Raw genomic sequence first — 16,625 nt, forward strand, 5'->3', positions numbered from 1 at the left:
ATCAGTTGGTGCGCCGACAAATTGATGGAACGACAGGTTTTGACGACGCGTGGCATCTACATGTCTTCACGAGTTCTCCACACAGATGAGTACAACCTTTCCAGGAGGTGGCGAGAGTCACACGGAACCTACAACTCAGGTCCGTTTTGCAGGGGTTCGGAAGTGGACAGGTACCGCCGCCGGGAGGTGGCATGGACAGGCTCAAGCGGGGATACGGGAAAGCAGAGTGCTGTTCTCCCGTATTTCCGACGGGGGTTGGGGGCCCTCATTGAATTGCGGAGCCTTCATGCCTGTCACGGGGTCGGATGGCGGACATCCGGCCGGAGGAAAACGAATTTAGGACTGTGATGAAGGTACGCACCACCACCACGGTGAAGCCGCAGCGGAAGAGACTCGTGGCGCGCGCCTTGGGCGCCGCGCTGGTCGCCGGCGGCCTGGCATGGGCCGCGCTGGGCTCCGGCCTCCCGACGGAGACCGGCGGTCCCGCGGTGGCCGTGGCGGACGAGGCCCCGGGCTACGCGGTCGAGGACTTCGCCTATCCGCAGGCCGACAAGATCCTCGAGGAGCAGGGCATCGTCCTCAAGCGCGGGGACGGTCACATCACCCTGGCCGACTGCGCCGACGGCACCGGACTCCTGCAGGTCATGGCCCGGCGTGAAGCGGAGACGATCTGCTTCAGGACGGTCGGCAACTCGGGGTGGCTGACGCTCGAGATCCCCGCCGTCTACGTCATGCGGGGCAACGACTACGACACCCAGGTGGACATGACCGTCGGGGACGAGGAGAAGTCCTTCGACCTGGAGAAGAACACCTGGACCTCGGTGGGCGAGAGCGCGGACGAACAGGGCCGTGAACACCTGCTCGTGGAGATCCGGACCTCCAAGTAGCGCCCAGCCGACCTCCCTTGCCGAGACCTGCCACCGAGGAACCTGAACTGATGCGACACACCAGACCCGTGCGCCTCGCCGCACTGGCCGCAGCCCTGACCGCGGGACCGGTCGTCATGACCGCCGTTCCCGCCACCGCCGTGACGGGCCCCGCCTCCGCCTCGTCCGACACGACGCACGCCTACACGGCGCAGGTCGTCGTCGGAGACCACGACCGCGGCTGCTCCGGTGTCCTGGTCGACACCGAGTGGCTGCTCACCGCGGCCAGCTGCTTCGCGGACGACCCCGCCGCGAGCCTCGCGGTGCCCGCGGGCAAGCCGCAGCGCAGGACCACCGCGACCGTCGGCCGCGCCGACCTGTCCGGCGCCGCCGGCGCGGTCCGCGAGGTCGTGGAGCTGGTGCCCCGCACCGACCGCGACGTCGTCCTGGCCCGGCTGAACCGCCCGGTCGCGGGCGTCACCCCCCTCGCCCTGGCCACCACCGCACCCGTCGCGGGTGAGGAGCTGACGCTCGCCGGGTACGGCCGTTCCAAGACCGAGTGGGCGCCGCTGAACCTGCACACCGGAACGTTCTCGGTGGACGCCGCCGCCACCACCACGGCGACGGTGACCGGCAAGGACGGCGTCTCCGCGTGCATGGGCGACACCGGCGGACCGCTGGTCCGGGTGGCCGGCGGGGCCCCTCGGCTGGCCGGCCTCAGCAGCCGCTCCTACCAGGGCGGTTGCTTCGGTATCGACGCCGCCGAGACGCGTACCGGCGGCATCGTCACCCGCGTCGACGACCTGGGCTCCTGGGTGGCGTCCAAGGTGGGCGCGGTCCGCCTCACCGACTTCAACTGCGACGGCGTCGAGGACATCGCCGTCGCCGACCCGGAGGCGGCCGTCGGCGGCGACGCCAAGGCGGGCCTGCTCCGTGTCGTGTACGGCGGCGGCAAGGGCAGCGCCGAGATCAACCAGGACCTCGACTGGGTCCCGGGCGGGGCCGAGGCGAACGACCTCTTCGGCCAGGCCATCGCCACCGTCGACTACGACGAGGACGGCTGCACCGACCTGGCCGTGGGCTCGCCCGGCGAGAACATCGGCGACGCCGTGGACGCGGGCATGGCCGACATCCTGCACGGCGCTCCCGGCGGCCTCGGCACCGGCGCCAAGAAGGACACCCACTTCGAGCAGGCCACGGGCAACGGCTCGATCAGCGCCTCGACCCCCGAGACCGGTGACGTGATGGGGCAGGCCATGGCCGCGGGCACCACCGCCGCCGGCGAGCCCTTCGTCGTGATCGGCACGCCCGGCGAGGGCCTCGGCACCGCGGCGAAGGCCGGCGAGGCGTTCTACGTCCGCGGAGGCACCAACGTCGCCGTCCACCAGGACAGGCTGGACGTGCCCGGAGCGGTGGAGGCCAACGACGGCTTCGGCGCCGTGCTGGCCGCCGACGCCAACCACGTGGCCATCGGGGCTCCGGACGAGAACATCGGCGGCGACGACGCGGCCGGCAACCTCGCCGTCTTCTCCCACACCCTGAACAGCGAGAAGAGGCCCACCCCGCTGTTCGGCCTCGACCAGGACCTGGAGACCGTCCCGGGCGGCGCGGAGGCCGGCGACCGGTTCGGCGCGGCCCTGGGCCTGGCGCCCTACCGCGCGTCGGGAGCGGCGACCGCCGCCGAGTCGATCCTCGCGGTGGGCTCGCCGGGCGAGGCCCTGACGGTGGACGGCGTCAGCAAGGCCCAGACCGGTGGCGTGATGACCTTCCGTGTCAACGCCGCGGGCGGCTACACCAAGCTCGAGGGATACGACTCGGGCACCGCCGACGACGACGTCTCCGGCACCTCCGAGGCCGGTGACCACTTCGGTGCCGCCCTGAGCGTCGTGAACACCGCGCCGCGGGCGGTCAGCACCGTCGCCACGATGAAGATGGCCGTCGGTGTCCCGGACGAGGCCATCGGCTCGGAGACGAGCTCCGGCGCCGTCCACGTCTTCTCGCTGCTCGGCGCCCCCGGCGCCAACGACAAGTGGATCGAGTCCGGCGACGGCGACGGCATCCCCGGCGCCCCGAAGGCCAAGCAGTACCTCGGCCGGAGCATCCACTTCACCGGCACCCGCCTGTACGTCGGCATGCCCTACGGCCCGAGCGCGTACGGTGCGCTCTACGCCCTGCCGATGTCCAACGTGACCGTGGGCCAGCCGACCGCTCCGGTCACCGTGCACCAGCCCGGTCAGGGCGGTCTCCCGGCCGCCGGCGTCCGCTTCGGGCACGCCGCTCGGTAGTCCGTACAGCAGCAGTTCTCAGTCGGCCGTGGCGTCCAGCGCCACGGCCGACGCGTTTGCGGGCCGCGGTACGCCCGTCGGATCGAGGACGAAGAGCGCGACGCCCAGCGCGTCGGCGCGTTCGCGGGCCTCCTCGGCGTAGCCGGCGAGGGAGAAGAAGACGCAGCTCGCGGAGTCGGCCATGGCCGTCAGCCAGAGGCACTCCACGTCCCGCGCCGAGGCCGGGCCCGCCGTCGGGTCCACCTGGACCACGATCCCGGGCGCCGCCAGCCCGATGCCGGTCAGCGGCCGCTGGTCCGCCCGGCGGACATCCCGGTGCCCCAGCCCGCGCAGGTACAGCACGGCGGCGGTGACCGCGTCGCGGGCGGTGCGGATCGGCACGGACCGGTGGGCCGGGATACGTGATCCGGGGGTGCACCCCGACCGCCCGCCGGCTCTCCGGTCCACCGGCACGCACAGCACCGTCCCGCACGGGCAGCCCAGCTCCGGCCGCGGCCAGCGGCTCTCGGTCCCGCAGGCCGCGCAGCGCACCCCGATCCACTCCTCGTCCCACGCCCGGTGGGTGACCGCGGTCGCGGTCCCGCGCGGGTCGAGCGCCGGGGTGACGGGCGCCCCGCAGACGCAGGGGTACGACGGTGCCCTGTAGCGGTGCCGGCGCCCGCAGGCGGTGCAGCACACCGGGACGGTCTCGGACATGCCCCCATCGTCCTCTCTTGACGGCCCTCGGCCCTCCACTTACATTACTTCCAGATCGTAGAAACAAAATTCCGCAATATGGAAGTCGCTACGGAAGAAGCTCACCGCGGGGCGCGACGGGAGTGCGAATCCGACAGCCGAAGCAGGAGTACTCGATGGCTCGTATGACCGCTGCCCGAGCGGCAGTTGAGATCCTCAAGCGCGAGGGCGTCACCGACGCGTTCGGTGTGCCGGGCGCGGCGATCAACCCCTTCTACGCGGCGCTCAAGGCCTCCGGCGGCGTCCACCACACCCTCGCCCGCCACGTCGAGGGCGCGTCGCACATGGCCGAGGGCTACACCCGGACCCACCCGGGCAACATCGGTGTCTGCATCGGCACTTCGGGACCGGCCGGCACCGACATGATCACCGGCCTGTACTCGGCGATCGGCGACTCGATCCCGATCCTGTGCATCACCGGCCAGGCGCCGACCGCGGTGATCCACAAGGAGGACTTCCAGGCCGTCGACATCGCCTCGATCGCCAAGCCGGTCACCAAGATGGCGGTCACCGTCCTGGAGGCCGCACAGGTCCCCGGCGTGTTCCAGCAGGCCTTCCACCTCATGCGCTCCGGCCGTCCCGGCCCGGTCCTCATCGACCTGCCGATCGACGTGCAGCTGACGGAGATCGAGTTCGACCCGGAGACCTACGAGCCGCTCCCGGTCTACAAGCCGGCCGCCTCCCGCGCCCAGATCGCGAAGGCCATCGGCATGCTGAACGCGGCCGAGCGCCCCCTGATCGTGGCCGGCGGCGGCATCATCAACGCCGACGCCGCCGACCTCCTGGTGGAGTTCGCCGAGCTGACCGGCACCCCGGTCGTGCCCACCCTGATGGGCTGGGGCCTGCTGCCCGACGACCACGAGCTGAACGCCGGCATGGTCGGTCTCCAGACCTCGCACCGCTACGGCAACGCGACCTTCCTGGAGTCGGACTTCGTCCTCGGCATCGGCAACCGCTGGGCCAACCGCCACACCGGCAAGCTGGACGTGTACACCGCCGGCCGGAAGTTCGTCCACGTCGACGTCGAGCCGACCCAGATCGGGAAGATCTTCGCCCCGGACTACGGCATCGCCTCCGACGCGAAGGCCGCCCTGGAGCTGTTCGTCGAGGTGGCCAAGGAGCTGAAGGCGGCCGGCAAGCTGCCCGACCGCTCCGCATGGGCGGCCTCCGCGCAGGAGCGCAAGGCCACCCTCCAGCGCCGTACGCACTTCGACGACATCCCGATCAAGCCGCAGCGCGTGTACGAGGAGATGAACAAGGCCTTCGGCCCGGAGACCCGGTACGTCTCCACCATCGGCCTCTCCCAGATCGCCGGCGCCCAGATGCTGCACGTCTACCGCCCGCGGCACTGGATCAACTGCGGCCAGGCCGGCCCGCTCGGCTGGACCGTCCCGGCCGCGCTCGGCGTCGCCAAGGCCGACCCCGAGGCCCAGGTCGTGGCGCTCTCCGGCGACTACGACTTCCAGTTCATGATCGAGGAACTGGTGGTCGGCGCGCAGCACAAGATCCCGTACGTCCACGTCCTGGTCAACAACTCCTACCTGGGCCTGATCCGTCAGGCGCAGCGGGCGTTCGAGATCGACTTCCAGGTCAACCTGGAGTTCGAGAACATCAACTCGCCCGAACTGGGCGTCTACGGCGTGGACCACGTCAAGGTCGCCGAGGGTCTCGGCTGCAAGGCGATCCGGGTGACCGACCCGGCCGAGCTGGGCGCGGCCCTGGAGCAGGCCAAGAAGCTCGCCGCCGAGCACCAGGTGCCGGTCGTCGTCGAGGCGATCCTGGAGCGGATCACCAACATCTCCATGTCGGGGACGAACGACATCTCCAACGTGGTGGAGTTCGAGGAGCTGGCCACGGAGCCGGGGCACGCCCCGACCGCGGTCAGGACCCTGAAGGCCTGACCCGCACCACCCGCACGGCCTGAGGGCGAGGGCGGTCCGTCACCTGACGGACCGCCCTCGCGCGCGTCCGGGCCGCTCAGTCCCCGCCGCCCCCGCCCCCGCCGCCCGAGCCGCAGCCGCCCCCGTGGCCCGAGCCCCAGTCGCCCGTGATCGAGTCCTCGTACTCGTCGCGCCACCGGAGGAACCTGCCGCGGCCCAGGGAGAAGCGCACCCCGTCCGTGGAGCCGCCCGGGTCAGTGAGCCCGGTGCGCAGCGCGAAGCGCGGCAGCAGCATGCGCAGGGCCGCGTCGCCGTGCAGGGCGACCGCGAGCAGCGTGTCGTCGTCCGTGAGCCCGTGCCGGACCCTCGGCAGGGGGTTCCGCGCCCGCCAGAACTCGACGCGCCGGCGGGCGCCCCGGGTGGGGCCGAGCCGCGGGTAGCGCAGCAGTCCCTCCTCCGCGAGCGGGATGCGCGCCAGCGCCAGCGCCAGGCGCACGTCCGGATGCCGGACCAGCTCGCGGGCCGTGCGCGGCTCCCGCAGGCAGTCCAGGACGGTGCCCTCGAACGGCCCCAGCCCCTCCGGTTCCGGTCCCGTGGCGCACAGCGTCCTGCGGGGGCCGATCTCCAACGCCCCCCGCAGGTGCAGGTCGACCACCGCCACCGTCACCGCGGCCCGCGGCCCGCCGCCCAGCAGGGCGATCTCGTACGGCTCCCAGCCGATCTCCGTGCCACCGTCCATGACCTCACCCCCGTGTGCCCGGGGTTGTGCCCGGCCCGGGGGGTGGTTCAAGCGCGCGGCAGGCGTTCTCAGAGGAAGATCTGAGCGAGGCGCGCGCCTCGTTCAGCCCTCGTGGTGCTTGTGCTGCTCCTGGTGCTCGTGCAGCCCCGGCCAGTCGTCCGGGCCGCCGCCCTGCCACTCGACGAGGTCGCTGTCCTCCACGTCGGTCACGTACAGGTCGGCCAGCCGCAGCAGCTCGGCGACGTCGTCGGCGTGCGAGGCGACGCCGAGGGTCTCCTCGCCGGAGGTGACCCGGCGGGATCCGTCCAGCCCGGGGGAGTGGACCACGATGTGCGGGTGCTCGGGTGGGTGTGCCATGACTTCAGCCTCCTGCGCGGGCACGCGATCCGCACCCCGGCGGGCGGGAGGGCCGGCAGAGGCCGGCGGGAGCACGCCGAAGAGCGCCGGATGCGGGACCGTCCGCATCCGGCGCTCATCGGCCGGTGAAGGTTCTACGGTTCTTCACGTGGTGTCCGTCCGACAGCGCGAGGCTGGGCGCGACAGGTCGTTCGCGCCGCCGGACGGAGTCATGGGCCTCCGGTGTGCAGAGGCGGGTGGTGGCTGGGACCGCGACGGTGCGACGGGTCCGGAACGCCTCTCCCCTCAGGTCGTAGGAGAAGCTCCGGGCCCTTCACCACCGCACTGGCTCGCAGGCCGTCGCGGTCCTCGCCCTTCCCGCGCCGGCGCCGGGCGGCCACCCCTCATCCGGGTCGCTCCGGTGCCCGCGCGGGCCGCGCACACGGTCCCGGCCTCCCCGCCGGGTCCCGTGCGCGAGCTTTGCGGTCAGTCCTCGCGCAGGGCGCGGACCGCCTCTTCCAGACGCCTGCCGTACTCCGGGTCGGCGGCGTGGAAGTGCGCGAGGTTCTTCTCGACCACGTCGTTGCGGGAGACCTGGGACAGGCCGCCGGCGAGGTTCGCGATCAGGCGCTGCTTCTCGTCCTCGGACATCAGGCGGTACAGCTCACCGGCCTGGTAGAAGTGGTCGTCCTTGGTGTGCAGCGGCGTCTCGTGGGTGCCGGTGTGGCCGGACACCGGCAGCGGCGAGGCCAGCGGGCGGCCGGTCTCGACCGGGCCGTCGTACGAGTTCGGCTCGTAGTTCTTGGCGCCGCGGCCCTGGGAGTTGGACGCCATCAGGCCGTCGCGGCCGTAGTTGTCCGCACCGCCGGGCACCGCCTTGGGGGCGTTCACCGCGAGCTGGGTGTGGTTGACGCCCAGGCGGTAGCGGTGGGCGTCCGCGTAGGCGAACAGCCGGCCCTGGAGCATCTTGTCGGGGGAGGGGCCGATGCCCGGAACGAAGTTGTTCGGGGAGAAGGCGGCCTGCTCGACCTCGGCGAAGACGTTGTCCGGGTTGCGGTCCAGCACGAGCCGGCCCACGCGGCGCAGCGGGTAGTCGGCGTGCGGCCACACCTTGGTCACGTCGAACGGGTTGAAGCGGTAGTTCGCCGCCTCGGCCACCGGCATCAGCTGCACGTGCAGCGTCCAGGACGGGTGCACGCCCCGCTCGATCGCCTGCACCAGGTCCGTCTGGTGCGAGGTCGGGTCCTCGCCCGCGAGCTTGGCGGCCTCGTCGGCGGTCAGGCAGCGGATGCCCTGGTCCGTCTTGAAGTGGTACTTGACGAAGAAGGACTCGCCCCTGCCGTTCGTCCACTGGTAGGTGTGCGAGCCGAAGCCGTCCATGTGACGGTACGAGGCGGGGATGCCGCGGTCGCCCATCAGCCAGGTCACCTGGTGCGTGGCCTCGGGGGAGTGGGCCCAGAAGTCGAAGACGTTGTCCGGCTCCTGGCGGCCCGAGAACGGGTCGCGCTTCTGCGAGTGGATGAAGTCGGGGAACTTGATCGGGTCCTTGATGAAGAACACCGGGGTGTTGTTGCCGACGAGGTCGTAGTTGCCCTCCTCGGTGTAGAACTTCACCGCGAAGCCGCGCGGGTCGCGGACCGCGTCCGCGCCGCCGAGCGAGTCGGCCACGGTGGAGAAGCGCAGGAAGACCTCGGTGCGCTTGCCGACGGTGTTCAGGAAGTCGGCGTGCGTGTAGCCCGTGACGTCGTCGGTCACCTCGAAGTGGCCGTAGGCGCCGGAGCCGCGGGCGTGCACCACGCGCTCCGGGATGCGCTCGCGGTTGAAGCGGGCGAGCTTCTCCAGGAGGTGCTGGTCCTGGATCAGCAGGGGGCCGCCGATGCCGGCGGAGGCGGAATTCTGGTTGTCTGCGACCGGGGCGCCGGACTCCGTGGTGAGAGTCCGCGTCGTGAGCACGCGCTGCGACATCGGGGACCTTCCGTGCGAGGGGTAAGCGGAAAACAACTTCCGCTTCGTGGAGCCTAAGTTCGGGTGAAGAGCACGTCAACAGTTTGTTGAAGTGGTATCCGGGCGGCGTCGCCGCTCGGGCGCGACAGGACAGGTGTCAGCGACGGCGCCGCCCGGAGGTCTCGTGGTCCGGCCGGTCAGACCTGGGAACCGGAGAGGCGCTCCACGGCGCGCAGCAGGGCCGAGTGGTCCAGGCCGCCGTCGCCCTGGGCGCGCAGGGAGGCGACCAGCTGGGCGACCACGGCGCCGACCGGCAGCGCGGCCCCGACGTTGCGGGCGGCGTCGGTGACGATGCCCATGTCCTTGTGGTGCAGGTCGATGCGGAAGCCCGGCTTGAAGTCGCGGGCGAGGAAGTTGTCCTTCTTCCGCGTCAGCACGGTGGAGCCGGCCAGCCCGCCGTTGAGGACGTCGAGGGCGGCCTTCAGGTCCACGCCCGACTTCTCCAGGAAGACCACGGCCTCGGCGCACGCCTGGATGTTCACGGCGACGATCAGCTGGTTGGCGGCCTTCACGGTCTGGCCCGAGCCGTGCGGACCGCACAGCACGATGGTCTTGCCGAGCGCCTCCAGGAGCGGCTTGGCCTCGTCGAAGTCGGCCTGCTCACCGCCGACCATGATGGACAGGACGGCCTCGATGGCGCCGGCCTCGCCGCCGGAGACGGGGGCGTCCAGCACGCGGACGCCCTTGTCCTTGGCGGCCGCGGCCAGGTCGACCGAGGTCTGCGGGGTGATCGAGGACATGTCGACCAGCAGGGCGCCGGACTTCGCGTTCTCCAGGATGCCGTCGGGGCCGTAGGCGATGGCCTCGACCTGCGGCGACGCGGGCACCATGGTGACCACGACGTCGGCGTCGCGCACGGCCTCGGCGATCGAGCCGGCCGCGGTGCCTCCGGCGGCGGCCAGGCGGTCGAGCTTGTCCTGCTCCAGCGTGTAGCCGGTGACCTGGTAACCCGCCTTGATCAGGTTCTCCGCCATGGGGGAGCCCATGATGCCGAGACCGATCCAGGCGACCTTGGGGAGGGTGCTCATGATGGGTGCCTCTCTGAAAAAAGTGTTCTGCGGGGTGGCGCTCAGCGGGCCGCGCGGGCCTCGGCCGGCAGCCAGGAGAAGGACTCGGCGCTGGGGGCGTCGCCCGGCTTGTACTCCAGGCCGACCCAGCCGTCGTAGCCGGCCTTCCGCAGCCGGTCGAGCAGCTCCTCCAGCGGGAGGGTGCCGGTGCCGGGGGCGCCGCGGCCCGGGTTGTCGGCGATCTGCACGTGGCCGGTCTTCGCGGCGTACGCGTCGATCACCTGCGGCAGGTCCTCGCCGTTCATGGACAGGTGGTAGAGGTCCATGAGGAACTTGGCGTTGCCGAGTCCGGAGGCCTCGTTGACCTTGTCGACGACCGCGACGGCGGCCGGGGCCGACACCAGCGGGTAGAGCGGCGACTCGGGCTTGTTGAGCGCCTCGATCAGCAGGACCGCGCCGATCCGGTCGGCCGCGCGGGCGGCGAGGACCAGGTTCTCCAGGGCGAGCCGGTCCTGCTCGGCCGGGTCCGCGCCCTCGACGCGGTTGCCGTACAGGGCGTTGAGGGCCGTGCAGCCCAGCGACTTCGCGAAGTCGGCGGCCACGTCGATGTTGGCGCGGAACCGGTCCGACTCCTCGCCCGGCACCGACAGGGCGCCGCGGTCGGGGCCCGGGAGCTGTCCGGCGTAGAAGTTCAGCCCGGTGAGCCGGACGCCCGCCTCCTCGATCGCCTTCTTCAGGGCGTCGAGCTCGGACTGCTCGGGGGTGGGCGAGTCGATCCAGGGCCACCACAGCTCGACCGCGGTGAAGCCGGCCGCGGCGGCGGCCGCGGGACGCTCCAGGAGCGGGAGTTCCGTGAAGAGGATCGACAGGTTGACGTTGAAGCGCTGGTCTGCGAAGCCCATCGGGTGCCGCGCTCCTTCCGTTTCGATCGTAATCCGCTGTCTTCCGTATTACGGAAGTTCGTTTCTGCTTAATGGAAGATTGCCGGTGGAGCTTCCTCCTTGTCAAGAGGGGGCGGCGGAAAACGGTCACCGCGCGTTAGGTTGACCGCGTGCGATTGAGAGTGGAGTTCACGACCGAGCCCTTCGACCTCGACGAGGCCCCCGCGCACGCGGTGGTCGCCCGGGAGGTCGTCGAGGCCGCGGAGCTGGACGAGGTCGACGTCGGCCCGTTCGGCAACACCGCGGAGGGCGGCGCCGACGCGGTGCTCACCGCCGTGGACGCGCTGCTGCGCCGTTCCCTGGAGGCGGGCGCCACCCGGATCTCCCTCCAGGTCAACGTGGTCGGGGAGGGCAAGCGGTGACCGGGCCGGGGGAGGAGCCGTTCATCGCGGCCGTGAAGCCGCTGGTCGACGCCATCGGCGGCGAGCTGCTCCCGGCCGACGAGGCGGGCCAGGACGACGTGGTGCTCGCCTGGGAGGGTGCCGAGGTGGTCGCCGTACGACTGCCGCAGCTCGCGGACTCCCTGGACCACATCCTCGCCGCGCTGGAACGCCGGCAGGGCAGGCCGCTGTCCGAGCTGGACCGCCGGGCCAAGCAGGAGGTCGTGCGGATGCTGGAGGCCCGGGGGGCCTTCTCCGTGCGCCACGGCGTGGAGACCGTCGCGGGCGCGCTGGGCGTCAGCCGCTTCACCGTCTACAACTACCTCAACCGCGAGAAGGGTGCCTGATCGGACAAGGGGTACCTGACCAGGCACGACCTCGTGAACGTCGAGCCGCCGCCCGGTGACCGGGCGGCGGCTTTCGTCACCCCGAATTTTCAACAAAGTGTTGACGGCTTGTTTCCGAGGGCGTTAGCTATCGGCACGCCCGTTCAGCACAAGGCCACGGAGGCTCCCGTGACGTCCACTTCCGCGTCGGGCCTGGCCCGTCTCAACGACCTCGAGGAGTCCGCGGCGCTCGCCGAACTCCACGAGGCGTGTGCCTCCACGGCGTGGGCCCGGCACCTGCTCGCCGCCCGCCCCTTCACCACCGTCGAGGACCTGTACACCGCCAGTGACGCCGCCATGGCCGAGCTGACGGCCGAGGACCTCGCCGAGGCGATGGCCGGGCACCCGCCGATCGGCCGCCCCAAGCCGGGCGACCCGACCTCCTCCCGCGAGCAGGCCGGGATGGCCGGCGCCTCCGAGGACCTCAAGGCGGAGATGCTCGAACTCAACCTGGCCTACCAGGACAAGTTCCGCCACGTCTTCCTGATCTGCGCCACCGGCCGGACCGGTGAGCAGATGCGGGACGCGGTCAAGGAGCGGATCGGCAACTCGCCCGAGCAGGAGCGGGAGATCGTCCGCACCGAACTGGGGAAGATCAACCGCATCCGCCTGACCCGACTCGTCGAACAGGACGCCTGACCATGAGCACCAGCACCACCGCCTCCGTGTCCACGCACATCCTGGACACCAGCGTCGGCCGCCCCGCCGAGGCCGTCGCCGTCCGCCTCTCCGCCCGCGCCGGGCAGAAGGCGGACTGGCACGAGCTCGGCGGCTCCGCGACCGACGCGGACGGCCGGTGCAAGGACCTCCCGGCCCTGCCGGAGGGCACCACACACGTGCGCCTCGACTTCGACACCGAGACGTACTTCGCCAAGAAACAAGCCGCGGCCCAGCAGGACGCCCCCGCGCTCCGGGACAGCGAGAACGGCCGGCCCGTGTTCTTCCCCGAGGTCACCATCACCTTCGCGGTGGTGCCCGGCGAGCACTACCACGTTCCGCTGCTGCTCAACCCGTTCGGCTACTCCGTTTACCGAGGGAGCTGACCGACACATGACCCGTTTCGTCCTGGGACAGAACCAGTACGGCAAGGCAGAGAACCGCGTCGTCAAGATCACGCGCGACGGCGACACGCACCACATCAAGGACCTGAACGTCTCCGTCGCCCTCTCCGGCGACATGGAGGAGGTCCACCGCAGCGGGTCCAACGCGAACGTCCTGCCGACCGACACCACCAAGAACACGGTGTTCGCCTTCGCCAAGGAGCACGGGATCGAGAGCGCCGAGGACCTCGGCGTCAAGCTCGCCCGCCACTTCGTCGACAACAACGAGCCGATCCATCAGGCCCGTATCCGCATCGAGGAGTACGGCTGGGAGCGGATCGAGACCTCCAAGGGCGGCGCCCGCTTCGTCGGCTCCGAGGAGATCGCCCACTCGTTCGTCCGCACGGGCCAGGAGACGCGCGTCGCGCAGATCACCTACGACGGCCACGGCATCCAGGTGCTCTCCGGCTTCAAGGACCTCACCGTCCTGAACTCGACCAACTCCGAGTTCTTCGGCTACCTGAAGGACAAGTACACCACCCTCAAGGAGGACTACGACCGGATCCTCGCCACCACCGTCTCCACCTGGTGGCGGCACAACTGGGACGGCGTCGACTCGCACGCCCCGGACTGGGACCGGTCGTACAGCGGTGTGCGCAAGCACGCGCTCCAGGCGTTCGCCGAGACCTACTCGTACTCGCTCCAGCAGACCCTCTTCGAGATGGGCGTCCGGGTGCTCAACTCCCGTGACGAGGTGGACGAGATCCGCTTCTCGATGCCCAACAAGCACCACTTCCGCTCGGACCTGTCGCCCTTCGGGATCGACAACGAGGCCAAGGACGGCGCCGTCTACTACGCCGCCGACCGCCCCTACGGCCTGATCGAGGCCACCATCCTGCGCGACGGCGCCGAGCAACTCATCCCGGTCGACATGACCAACCTCTGACGCGGAAAGCGCGCCCCCGGCCCTCCCTGCGGACCCGGGGGCGCGCCACACCGGAGGAAACACCATGGCACTGCCTGCGAAAGGGCCCGCCAAAGGCCTGGATTCCACCCCGCCGGAGCACACCGAGGACGCCGTCACGTCCGTGCACCCGGTGGACGAGAAGCTCCACCCCTCGCGGCTCGTCCCCGCCGCGCTCCAGCACATCGCCGCCATGTACGCGGGTGTTGTCACTCCTCCGCTCATCATCGGCCAGGCCGTCGGCCTCGACGTCGAGGGCCGCACCCGGCTGATCGCCGCGAGCCTGCTCATCGCGGGCGTCGCGACCCTGCTCCAGACCCTCGGCGTCAAGGGCTTCGTCGGCAACCGCCTGCCCTTCGTCAACGCCGCCTCCTCGGCCGGCATCGCGCCCATCCTCGCCATCGCCGAGACGAACAGCGACGGCAGCCAACTGCCCGCCATCTACGGCGCGGTGATGGTCGCGGGCGTCTTCTGCCTCGCCGTCGGCCCGTTCTTCGGCCGGCTGCTCCGCTTCTTCCCGCCGTTGGTCACCGGCGTGGTGATCACCCTCATCGGGGTCACCCTGATGCCGGTCCCGGTGGGCTGGGCGCAGGGCGGCGACGAGACCGCCGCCGACTTCGGCTCCATGGGCAACCTCGCGCTCGCCGCGTTCACCCTCGCCGTCATCCTCGTCATGCAGCGCTTCGGCGCGGGCTTCCTGAAGCAGGTCGCCCTGCTCGTCGGCCTCCTCGTCGGCACCCTGGTCGCCATCCCGGCCGGCATGGCGGACTTCCAGGCCCTGAAGTCGGCGCCGGTCGCGGCCCTGCCCACCCCCTTCGCCTTCGGCGCCCCCGAGTTCCAGCCCGCGGCCATCCTGTCGCTGTGCATCGTGATGCTCGTCCTGATGACCGAGTCCAGCGCCGGCATGCTCGCCCTCGGCGAGATCTGCGACCGCCGCGCCGACGCCAAGGTCATCACCCGCGGCCTGCGCACCGACGGCCTCGCCACCCTGATCGGCCCCGTCTTCGGCGGCTTCCCCACCTCCGCCTTCGCCCAGAACGTCGGCGTCGTCTCCCTCACCCGGGTACGCAGCCGCTACGTCGTCGCCGTCGCGGGCGCCACGCTGCTGGTCCTCGGCGCCTTCCCGGTCCTCGGCGCGGTCGTCTCCCTCGTCCCCATGCCGGTCCTCGGCGGCGCGGGCATCGTGCTCTTCGGCTCCATCGCGGTCAGCGGCATCCGCACGCTGTCCGAGGCGGGCCTCGACGACAGCTCCAACATCATCCTGGTGGCCGTGGCCCTCGGTGCGGGCATCATCCCGCTGGCCGCGCCGACCTTCTACGCCGAGTTCCCCGCCTGGGCGCAGACCGTGCTCGGCTCCGGCATCAGCGCCGGTGCGCTCGTCGCGGTCACGCTCAACCTGTTCTTCCACCATCTCGGCACCCGGAGCCGTCCGACGGCCCCGGCACTCAAATCCTCCTAGGGTCCTGCCGTGCCCTCCCCGTGGGTACTCACCCACCCGCCCACGGGCCCCACTGAAAGACAAGGAAGCAGCATGGCAGCATCATCGGCAGCCGAGCGCGTGGTCATCGAGAACTGCGCGATCGCCACGGTGGACGCGGGGGACACCGAGTACGCCTCGGGCCACGTCGTCCTCGCCGGCAACCGGATCGAGTCCGTCGGCGCGGGAGCGGCGCCCGAGGGCCTGGAGAACGTCGTACGCCGGATCGACGCGACCGGCCACCTGGTCACGCCCGGCCTGGTCAACACCCACCACCACTTCTACCAGTGGATCACCCGGGGCCTGGCCACCGACCACAACCTGTTCAACTGGCTGGTCGCCCTCTACCCGACCTGGGCGCGCATCGACGAGCCGATGGCGTACGCGGCGGCCCAGGGCTCGCTGGCCATGATGGCCCGCGGCGGCGTCACCACCGCCATGGACCACCACTACGTCTTCCCGCGGGGCTCCGGCGACCTGTCCGGCGCGATCATCCGCGCCGCCCAGGAGATGGGCGTCCGCTTCACCCTCGCCCGCGGCTCCATGGACCGCGGCGAGTCCGACGGCGGGCTGCCGCCGGACTTCGCGGTGGAGAGCCTGGACGGTGCGCTGGCCGCCACCGAGGCCACCGTCAAGGAGCACCACGACGCCTCCTTCGACGCGATGACCCAGGTCGCCGTCGCCCCCTGCTCCCCCTTCTCCGTCTCCACCGAACTGATGCGCCAGGGCGCGGAGCTGGCCCGCCGGCTCGGCGTACGGCTGCACACCCACGGTTCGGAGACCGTGGAGGAGGAGAAGTTCTGCCACGAACTGTTCGGCATGGGCCCGACCGACTACTTCGAGTCCACCGGCTGGCTCGGCGAGGACGTGTGGATGGCGCACTGCGTCCACATGAACGACTCCGACATCGCGGCCTTCGCCCGCACGAGGACCGGCGTCGCCCACTGCCCCTCCTCCAACGCCCGCCTGGCCGCCGGGATCGCCCGGGTGCCCGACATGCTCGCCGCCGGCGTCCCGGTCGGCCTCGGCGTGGACGGCACCGCCTCCAACGAGTCCGGTGAACTCCACACCGAGCTGCGCAACGCCCTGCTCGTCAACCGCCTCGGCGCCCACCGCGAGGCCGCGCTGAACGCCCGCAAGGCGCTGCGCCTGGGCACCTACGGCGGCGCGCAGGTCCTCGGCCGTGCCGCCGAGACCGGCTCCCTGGAGGCGGGCAAGCTCGCCGACCTGGTGCTGTGGCGGATGGACACCCTCGCCCACTCCTCCATCGCCGACCCGGTGACCGCCCTGGTCTTCGGCGCGGCCGCCCCGGTCACCGCGTCGTTCGTCAACGGACGCCAGATCGTCGAGGACGGCCGGCTGCTCACCGTCGACGAGGACGCCATCGCCCGCTCCACCCGGGACGAGGCCCGGCGGCTGGCGAGGATCGCCGCACAGGCCTGAACGACGTACAGCCGAACACCACTTGATCTCCGGCCGAGAGGGACGGCTCTCGGCCGGTAGCCGTGGACCCGAGCGGGGTCCATGGCGGCCGTCTCCGGGGGCGTGCGTCCATGCGCACGCCCCGGGAGCGGTCACCGTTTCC

At 71.2% G+C, this 16,625-nt stretch carries 16 protein-coding genes; 10 read left to right on the forward strand and 6 right to left on the reverse strand.

The window, feature by feature from the left end; all coding sequences use genetic code 11:
- Nucleotides 1–347 precede the first annotated feature (347 nt).
- Together AC07FV_RS10275 and AC07FV_RS10280 are read left to right on the forward strand one after the other, a co-directional pair.
- Nucleotides 348–887 carry a hypothetical protein gene (locus tag AC07FV_RS10275; protein WP_384692013.1) on the forward strand — a complete coding sequence of 180 codons (540 nt, stop codon included), beginning with the start codon at nucleotides 348–350 and terminating at the stop codon, nucleotides 885–887.
- Between the two features lie 50 nt (nucleotides 888–937).
- Nucleotides 938–3,151 (forward strand): trypsin-like serine protease, encoded by a 2,214-nt coding sequence (locus tag AC07FV_RS10280; protein ID WP_479086105.1) that lies wholly within the window; start codon nucleotides 938–940, stop codon nucleotides 3,149–3,151.
- An 18-nt stretch (nucleotides 3,152–3,169) separates the two neighbouring features.
- Here the strand turns inward: AC07FV_RS10280 and AC07FV_RS10285 are convergent, their stop codons facing one another.
- Nucleotides 3,170–3,847 carry a hypothetical protein gene (locus AC07FV_RS10285; protein WP_479086106.1) on the reverse strand — a complete coding sequence of 226 codons (678 nt, stop codon included), beginning with the start codon at nucleotides 3,845–3,847 and terminating at the stop codon, nucleotides 3,170–3,172.
- Nucleotides 3,848–4,002: 155 nt separating this feature from the next.
- Here AC07FV_RS10285 and gcl point away from each other — a divergent pair, with 155 nt between their 5' ends.
- The gene (gene gcl / locus AC07FV_RS10290; RefSeq protein WP_479086108.1) at nucleotides 4,003–5,787 is read left to right on the forward strand and encodes a glyoxylate carboligase; all 1,785 of its coding nucleotides are present in this window, start codon (nucleotides 4,003–4,005) and stop codon (nucleotides 5,785–5,787) included.
- Between the two features lie 76 nt (nucleotides 5,788–5,863).
- Here the strand turns inward: gcl and AC07FV_RS10295 are convergent, their stop codons facing one another.
- The 5 genes from AC07FV_RS10295 to AC07FV_RS10315 form a co-directional block, all read right to left on the reverse strand.
- Nucleotides 5,864–6,505: a TIGR04222 domain-containing membrane protein gene (locus AC07FV_RS10295; protein WP_479086109.1), complete on the reverse strand. Its 642-nt coding sequence runs from the start codon at nucleotides 6,503–6,505 to the stop codon at nucleotides 5,864–5,866.
- 102 nt (nucleotides 6,506–6,607) lie between these two features.
- Nucleotides 6,608–6,862, reverse strand: coding sequence for a hypothetical protein (locus AC07FV_RS10300; protein ID WP_479086111.1), 255 nt, complete (start codon nucleotides 6,860–6,862; stop codon nucleotides 6,608–6,610).
- Between the two features lie 465 nt (nucleotides 6,863–7,327).
- A complete protein-coding gene (locus AC07FV_RS10305) occupies nucleotides 7,328–8,806 on the reverse strand; it encodes a catalase (protein ID WP_479086113.1) in 1,479 nt (492 codons plus the stop codon).
- Nucleotides 8,807–8,982: 176 nt separating this feature from the next.
- Nucleotides 8,983–9,873, reverse strand: a complete 891-nt coding sequence (locus tag AC07FV_RS10310; RefSeq protein ID WP_383639322.1) for a 2-hydroxy-3-oxopropionate reductase — start codon at nucleotides 9,871–9,873, stop codon at nucleotides 8,983–8,985.
- A gap of 41 nt (nucleotides 9,874–9,914) precedes the next feature.
- Complete coding sequence (locus AC07FV_RS10315) at nucleotides 9,915–10,754, reverse strand: TIM barrel protein (RefSeq protein WP_479086114.1); 840 nt, start codon at nucleotides 10,752–10,754, stop codon at nucleotides 9,915–9,917.
- A 149-nt stretch (nucleotides 10,755–10,903) separates the two neighbouring features.
- Between AC07FV_RS10315 and AC07FV_RS10320 the strand changes: the two genes are divergently transcribed.
- The 7 genes from AC07FV_RS10320 to AC07FV_RS10350 all read left to right on the forward strand — a co-directional run bounded on the left by AC07FV_RS10320 (nucleotide 10,904) and on the right by AC07FV_RS10350 (nucleotide 16,483).
- Entirely contained in the window at nucleotides 10,904–11,155 is a 252-nt protein-coding gene (locus AC07FV_RS10320) for a YkoF family thiamine-binding protein (RefSeq protein WP_479086116.1), read from the forward strand.
- Nucleotides 11,152–11,520: a helix-turn-helix domain-containing protein gene (locus tag AC07FV_RS10325; RefSeq protein WP_366766382.1), complete on the forward strand. Its 369-nt coding sequence runs from the start codon at nucleotides 11,152–11,154 to the stop codon at nucleotides 11,518–11,520. The genes AC07FV_RS10320 and AC07FV_RS10325 overlap by 4 nt, the downstream gene beginning before the upstream one ends.
- Nucleotides 11,521–11,688: 168 nt before the next feature.
- The gene (gene uraD / locus AC07FV_RS10330) at nucleotides 11,689–12,198 is read left to right on the forward strand and encodes a 2-oxo-4-hydroxy-4-carboxy-5-ureidoimidazoline decarboxylase (RefSeq protein WP_479086117.1); all 510 of its coding nucleotides are present in this window, start codon (nucleotides 11,689–11,691) and stop codon (nucleotides 12,196–12,198) included.
- Between the two features lie 2 nt (nucleotides 12,199–12,200).
- Nucleotides 12,201–12,602: a hydroxyisourate hydrolase gene (gene uraH / locus AC07FV_RS10335; protein WP_479086119.1), complete on the forward strand. Its 402-nt coding sequence runs from the start codon at nucleotides 12,201–12,203 to the stop codon at nucleotides 12,600–12,602.
- A gap of 7 nt (nucleotides 12,603–12,609) precedes the next feature.
- Nucleotides 12,610–13,545, forward strand: a complete 936-nt coding sequence (gene pucL / locus AC07FV_RS10340) for a factor-independent urate hydroxylase (RefSeq protein ID WP_479086120.1) — start codon at nucleotides 12,610–12,612, stop codon at nucleotides 13,543–13,545.
- Between the two features lie 64 nt (nucleotides 13,546–13,609).
- A complete protein-coding gene (locus AC07FV_RS10345) occupies nucleotides 13,610–15,022 on the forward strand; it encodes a nucleobase:cation symporter-2 family protein (RefSeq protein ID WP_479086121.1) in 1,413 nt (470 codons plus the stop codon).
- Between the two features lie 72 nt (nucleotides 15,023–15,094).
- Nucleotides 15,095–16,483, forward strand: coding sequence for an 8-oxoguanine deaminase (locus AC07FV_RS10350; RefSeq protein WP_479086123.1), 1,389 nt, complete (start codon nucleotides 15,095–15,097; stop codon nucleotides 16,481–16,483).
- The last annotated feature ends 142 nt before the right edge of the window (nucleotides 16,484–16,625 follow it).

It is taken from the genome of Streptomyces sp. NPDC045956, from assembly GCF_056430705.1.

What these genes read in the sequence shown, in the direction of transcription:
- AC07FV_RS10310 (WP_383639322.1), bottom strand. Translation starts at nt 9,873, where the DNA reads ATGAGCACCCTCCCCAAGGTCGCCTGGATCGGTCTCGGCATCATGGGC.
- AC07FV_RS10300 (WP_479086111.1), bottom strand. Translation starts at nt 6,862, where the DNA reads ATGGCACACCCACCCGAGCACCCGCACATCGTGGTCCACTCCCCCGGG.
- AC07FV_RS10305 (WP_479086113.1), bottom strand. Translation starts at nt 8,806, where the DNA reads ATGTCGCAGCGCGTGCTCACGACGCGGACTCTCACCACGGAGTCCGGC.
- uraH (WP_479086119.1), top strand. Translation starts at nt 12,201, where the DNA reads ATGAGCACCAGCACCACCGCCTCCGTGTCCACGCACATCCTGGACACC.
- AC07FV_RS10315 (WP_479086114.1), bottom strand. Translation starts at nt 10,754, where the DNA reads ATGGGCTTCGCAGACCAGCGCTTCAACGTCAACCTGTCGATCCTCTTC.
- AC07FV_RS10350 (WP_479086123.1), top strand. Translation starts at nt 15,095, where the DNA reads ATGGCAGCATCATCGGCAGCCGAGCGCGTGGTCATCGAGAACTGCGCG.
- AC07FV_RS10295 (WP_479086109.1), bottom strand. Translation starts at nt 6,505, where the DNA reads ATGGACGGTGGCACGGAGATCGGCTGGGAGCCGTACGAGATCGCCCTG.
- AC07FV_RS10285 (WP_479086106.1), bottom strand. Translation starts at nt 3,847, where the DNA reads ATGTCCGAGACCGTCCCGGTGTGCTGCACCGCCTGCGGGCGCCGGCAC.
- gcl (WP_479086108.1), top strand. Translation starts at nt 4,003, where the DNA reads ATGGCTCGTATGACCGCTGCCCGAGCGGCAGTTGAGATCCTCAAGCGC.
- AC07FV_RS10275 (WP_384692013.1), top strand. Translation starts at nt 348, where the DNA reads ATGAAGGTACGCACCACCACCACGGTGAAGCCGCAGCGGAAGAGACTC.
- AC07FV_RS10280 (WP_479086105.1), top strand. Translation starts at nt 938, where the DNA reads ATGCGACACACCAGACCCGTGCGCCTCGCCGCACTGGCCGCAGCCCTG.
- AC07FV_RS10345 (WP_479086121.1), top strand. Translation starts at nt 13,610, where the DNA reads ATGGCACTGCCTGCGAAAGGGCCCGCCAAAGGCCTGGATTCCACCCCG.
- pucL (WP_479086120.1), top strand. Translation starts at nt 12,610, where the DNA reads ATGACCCGTTTCGTCCTGGGACAGAACCAGTACGGCAAGGCAGAGAAC.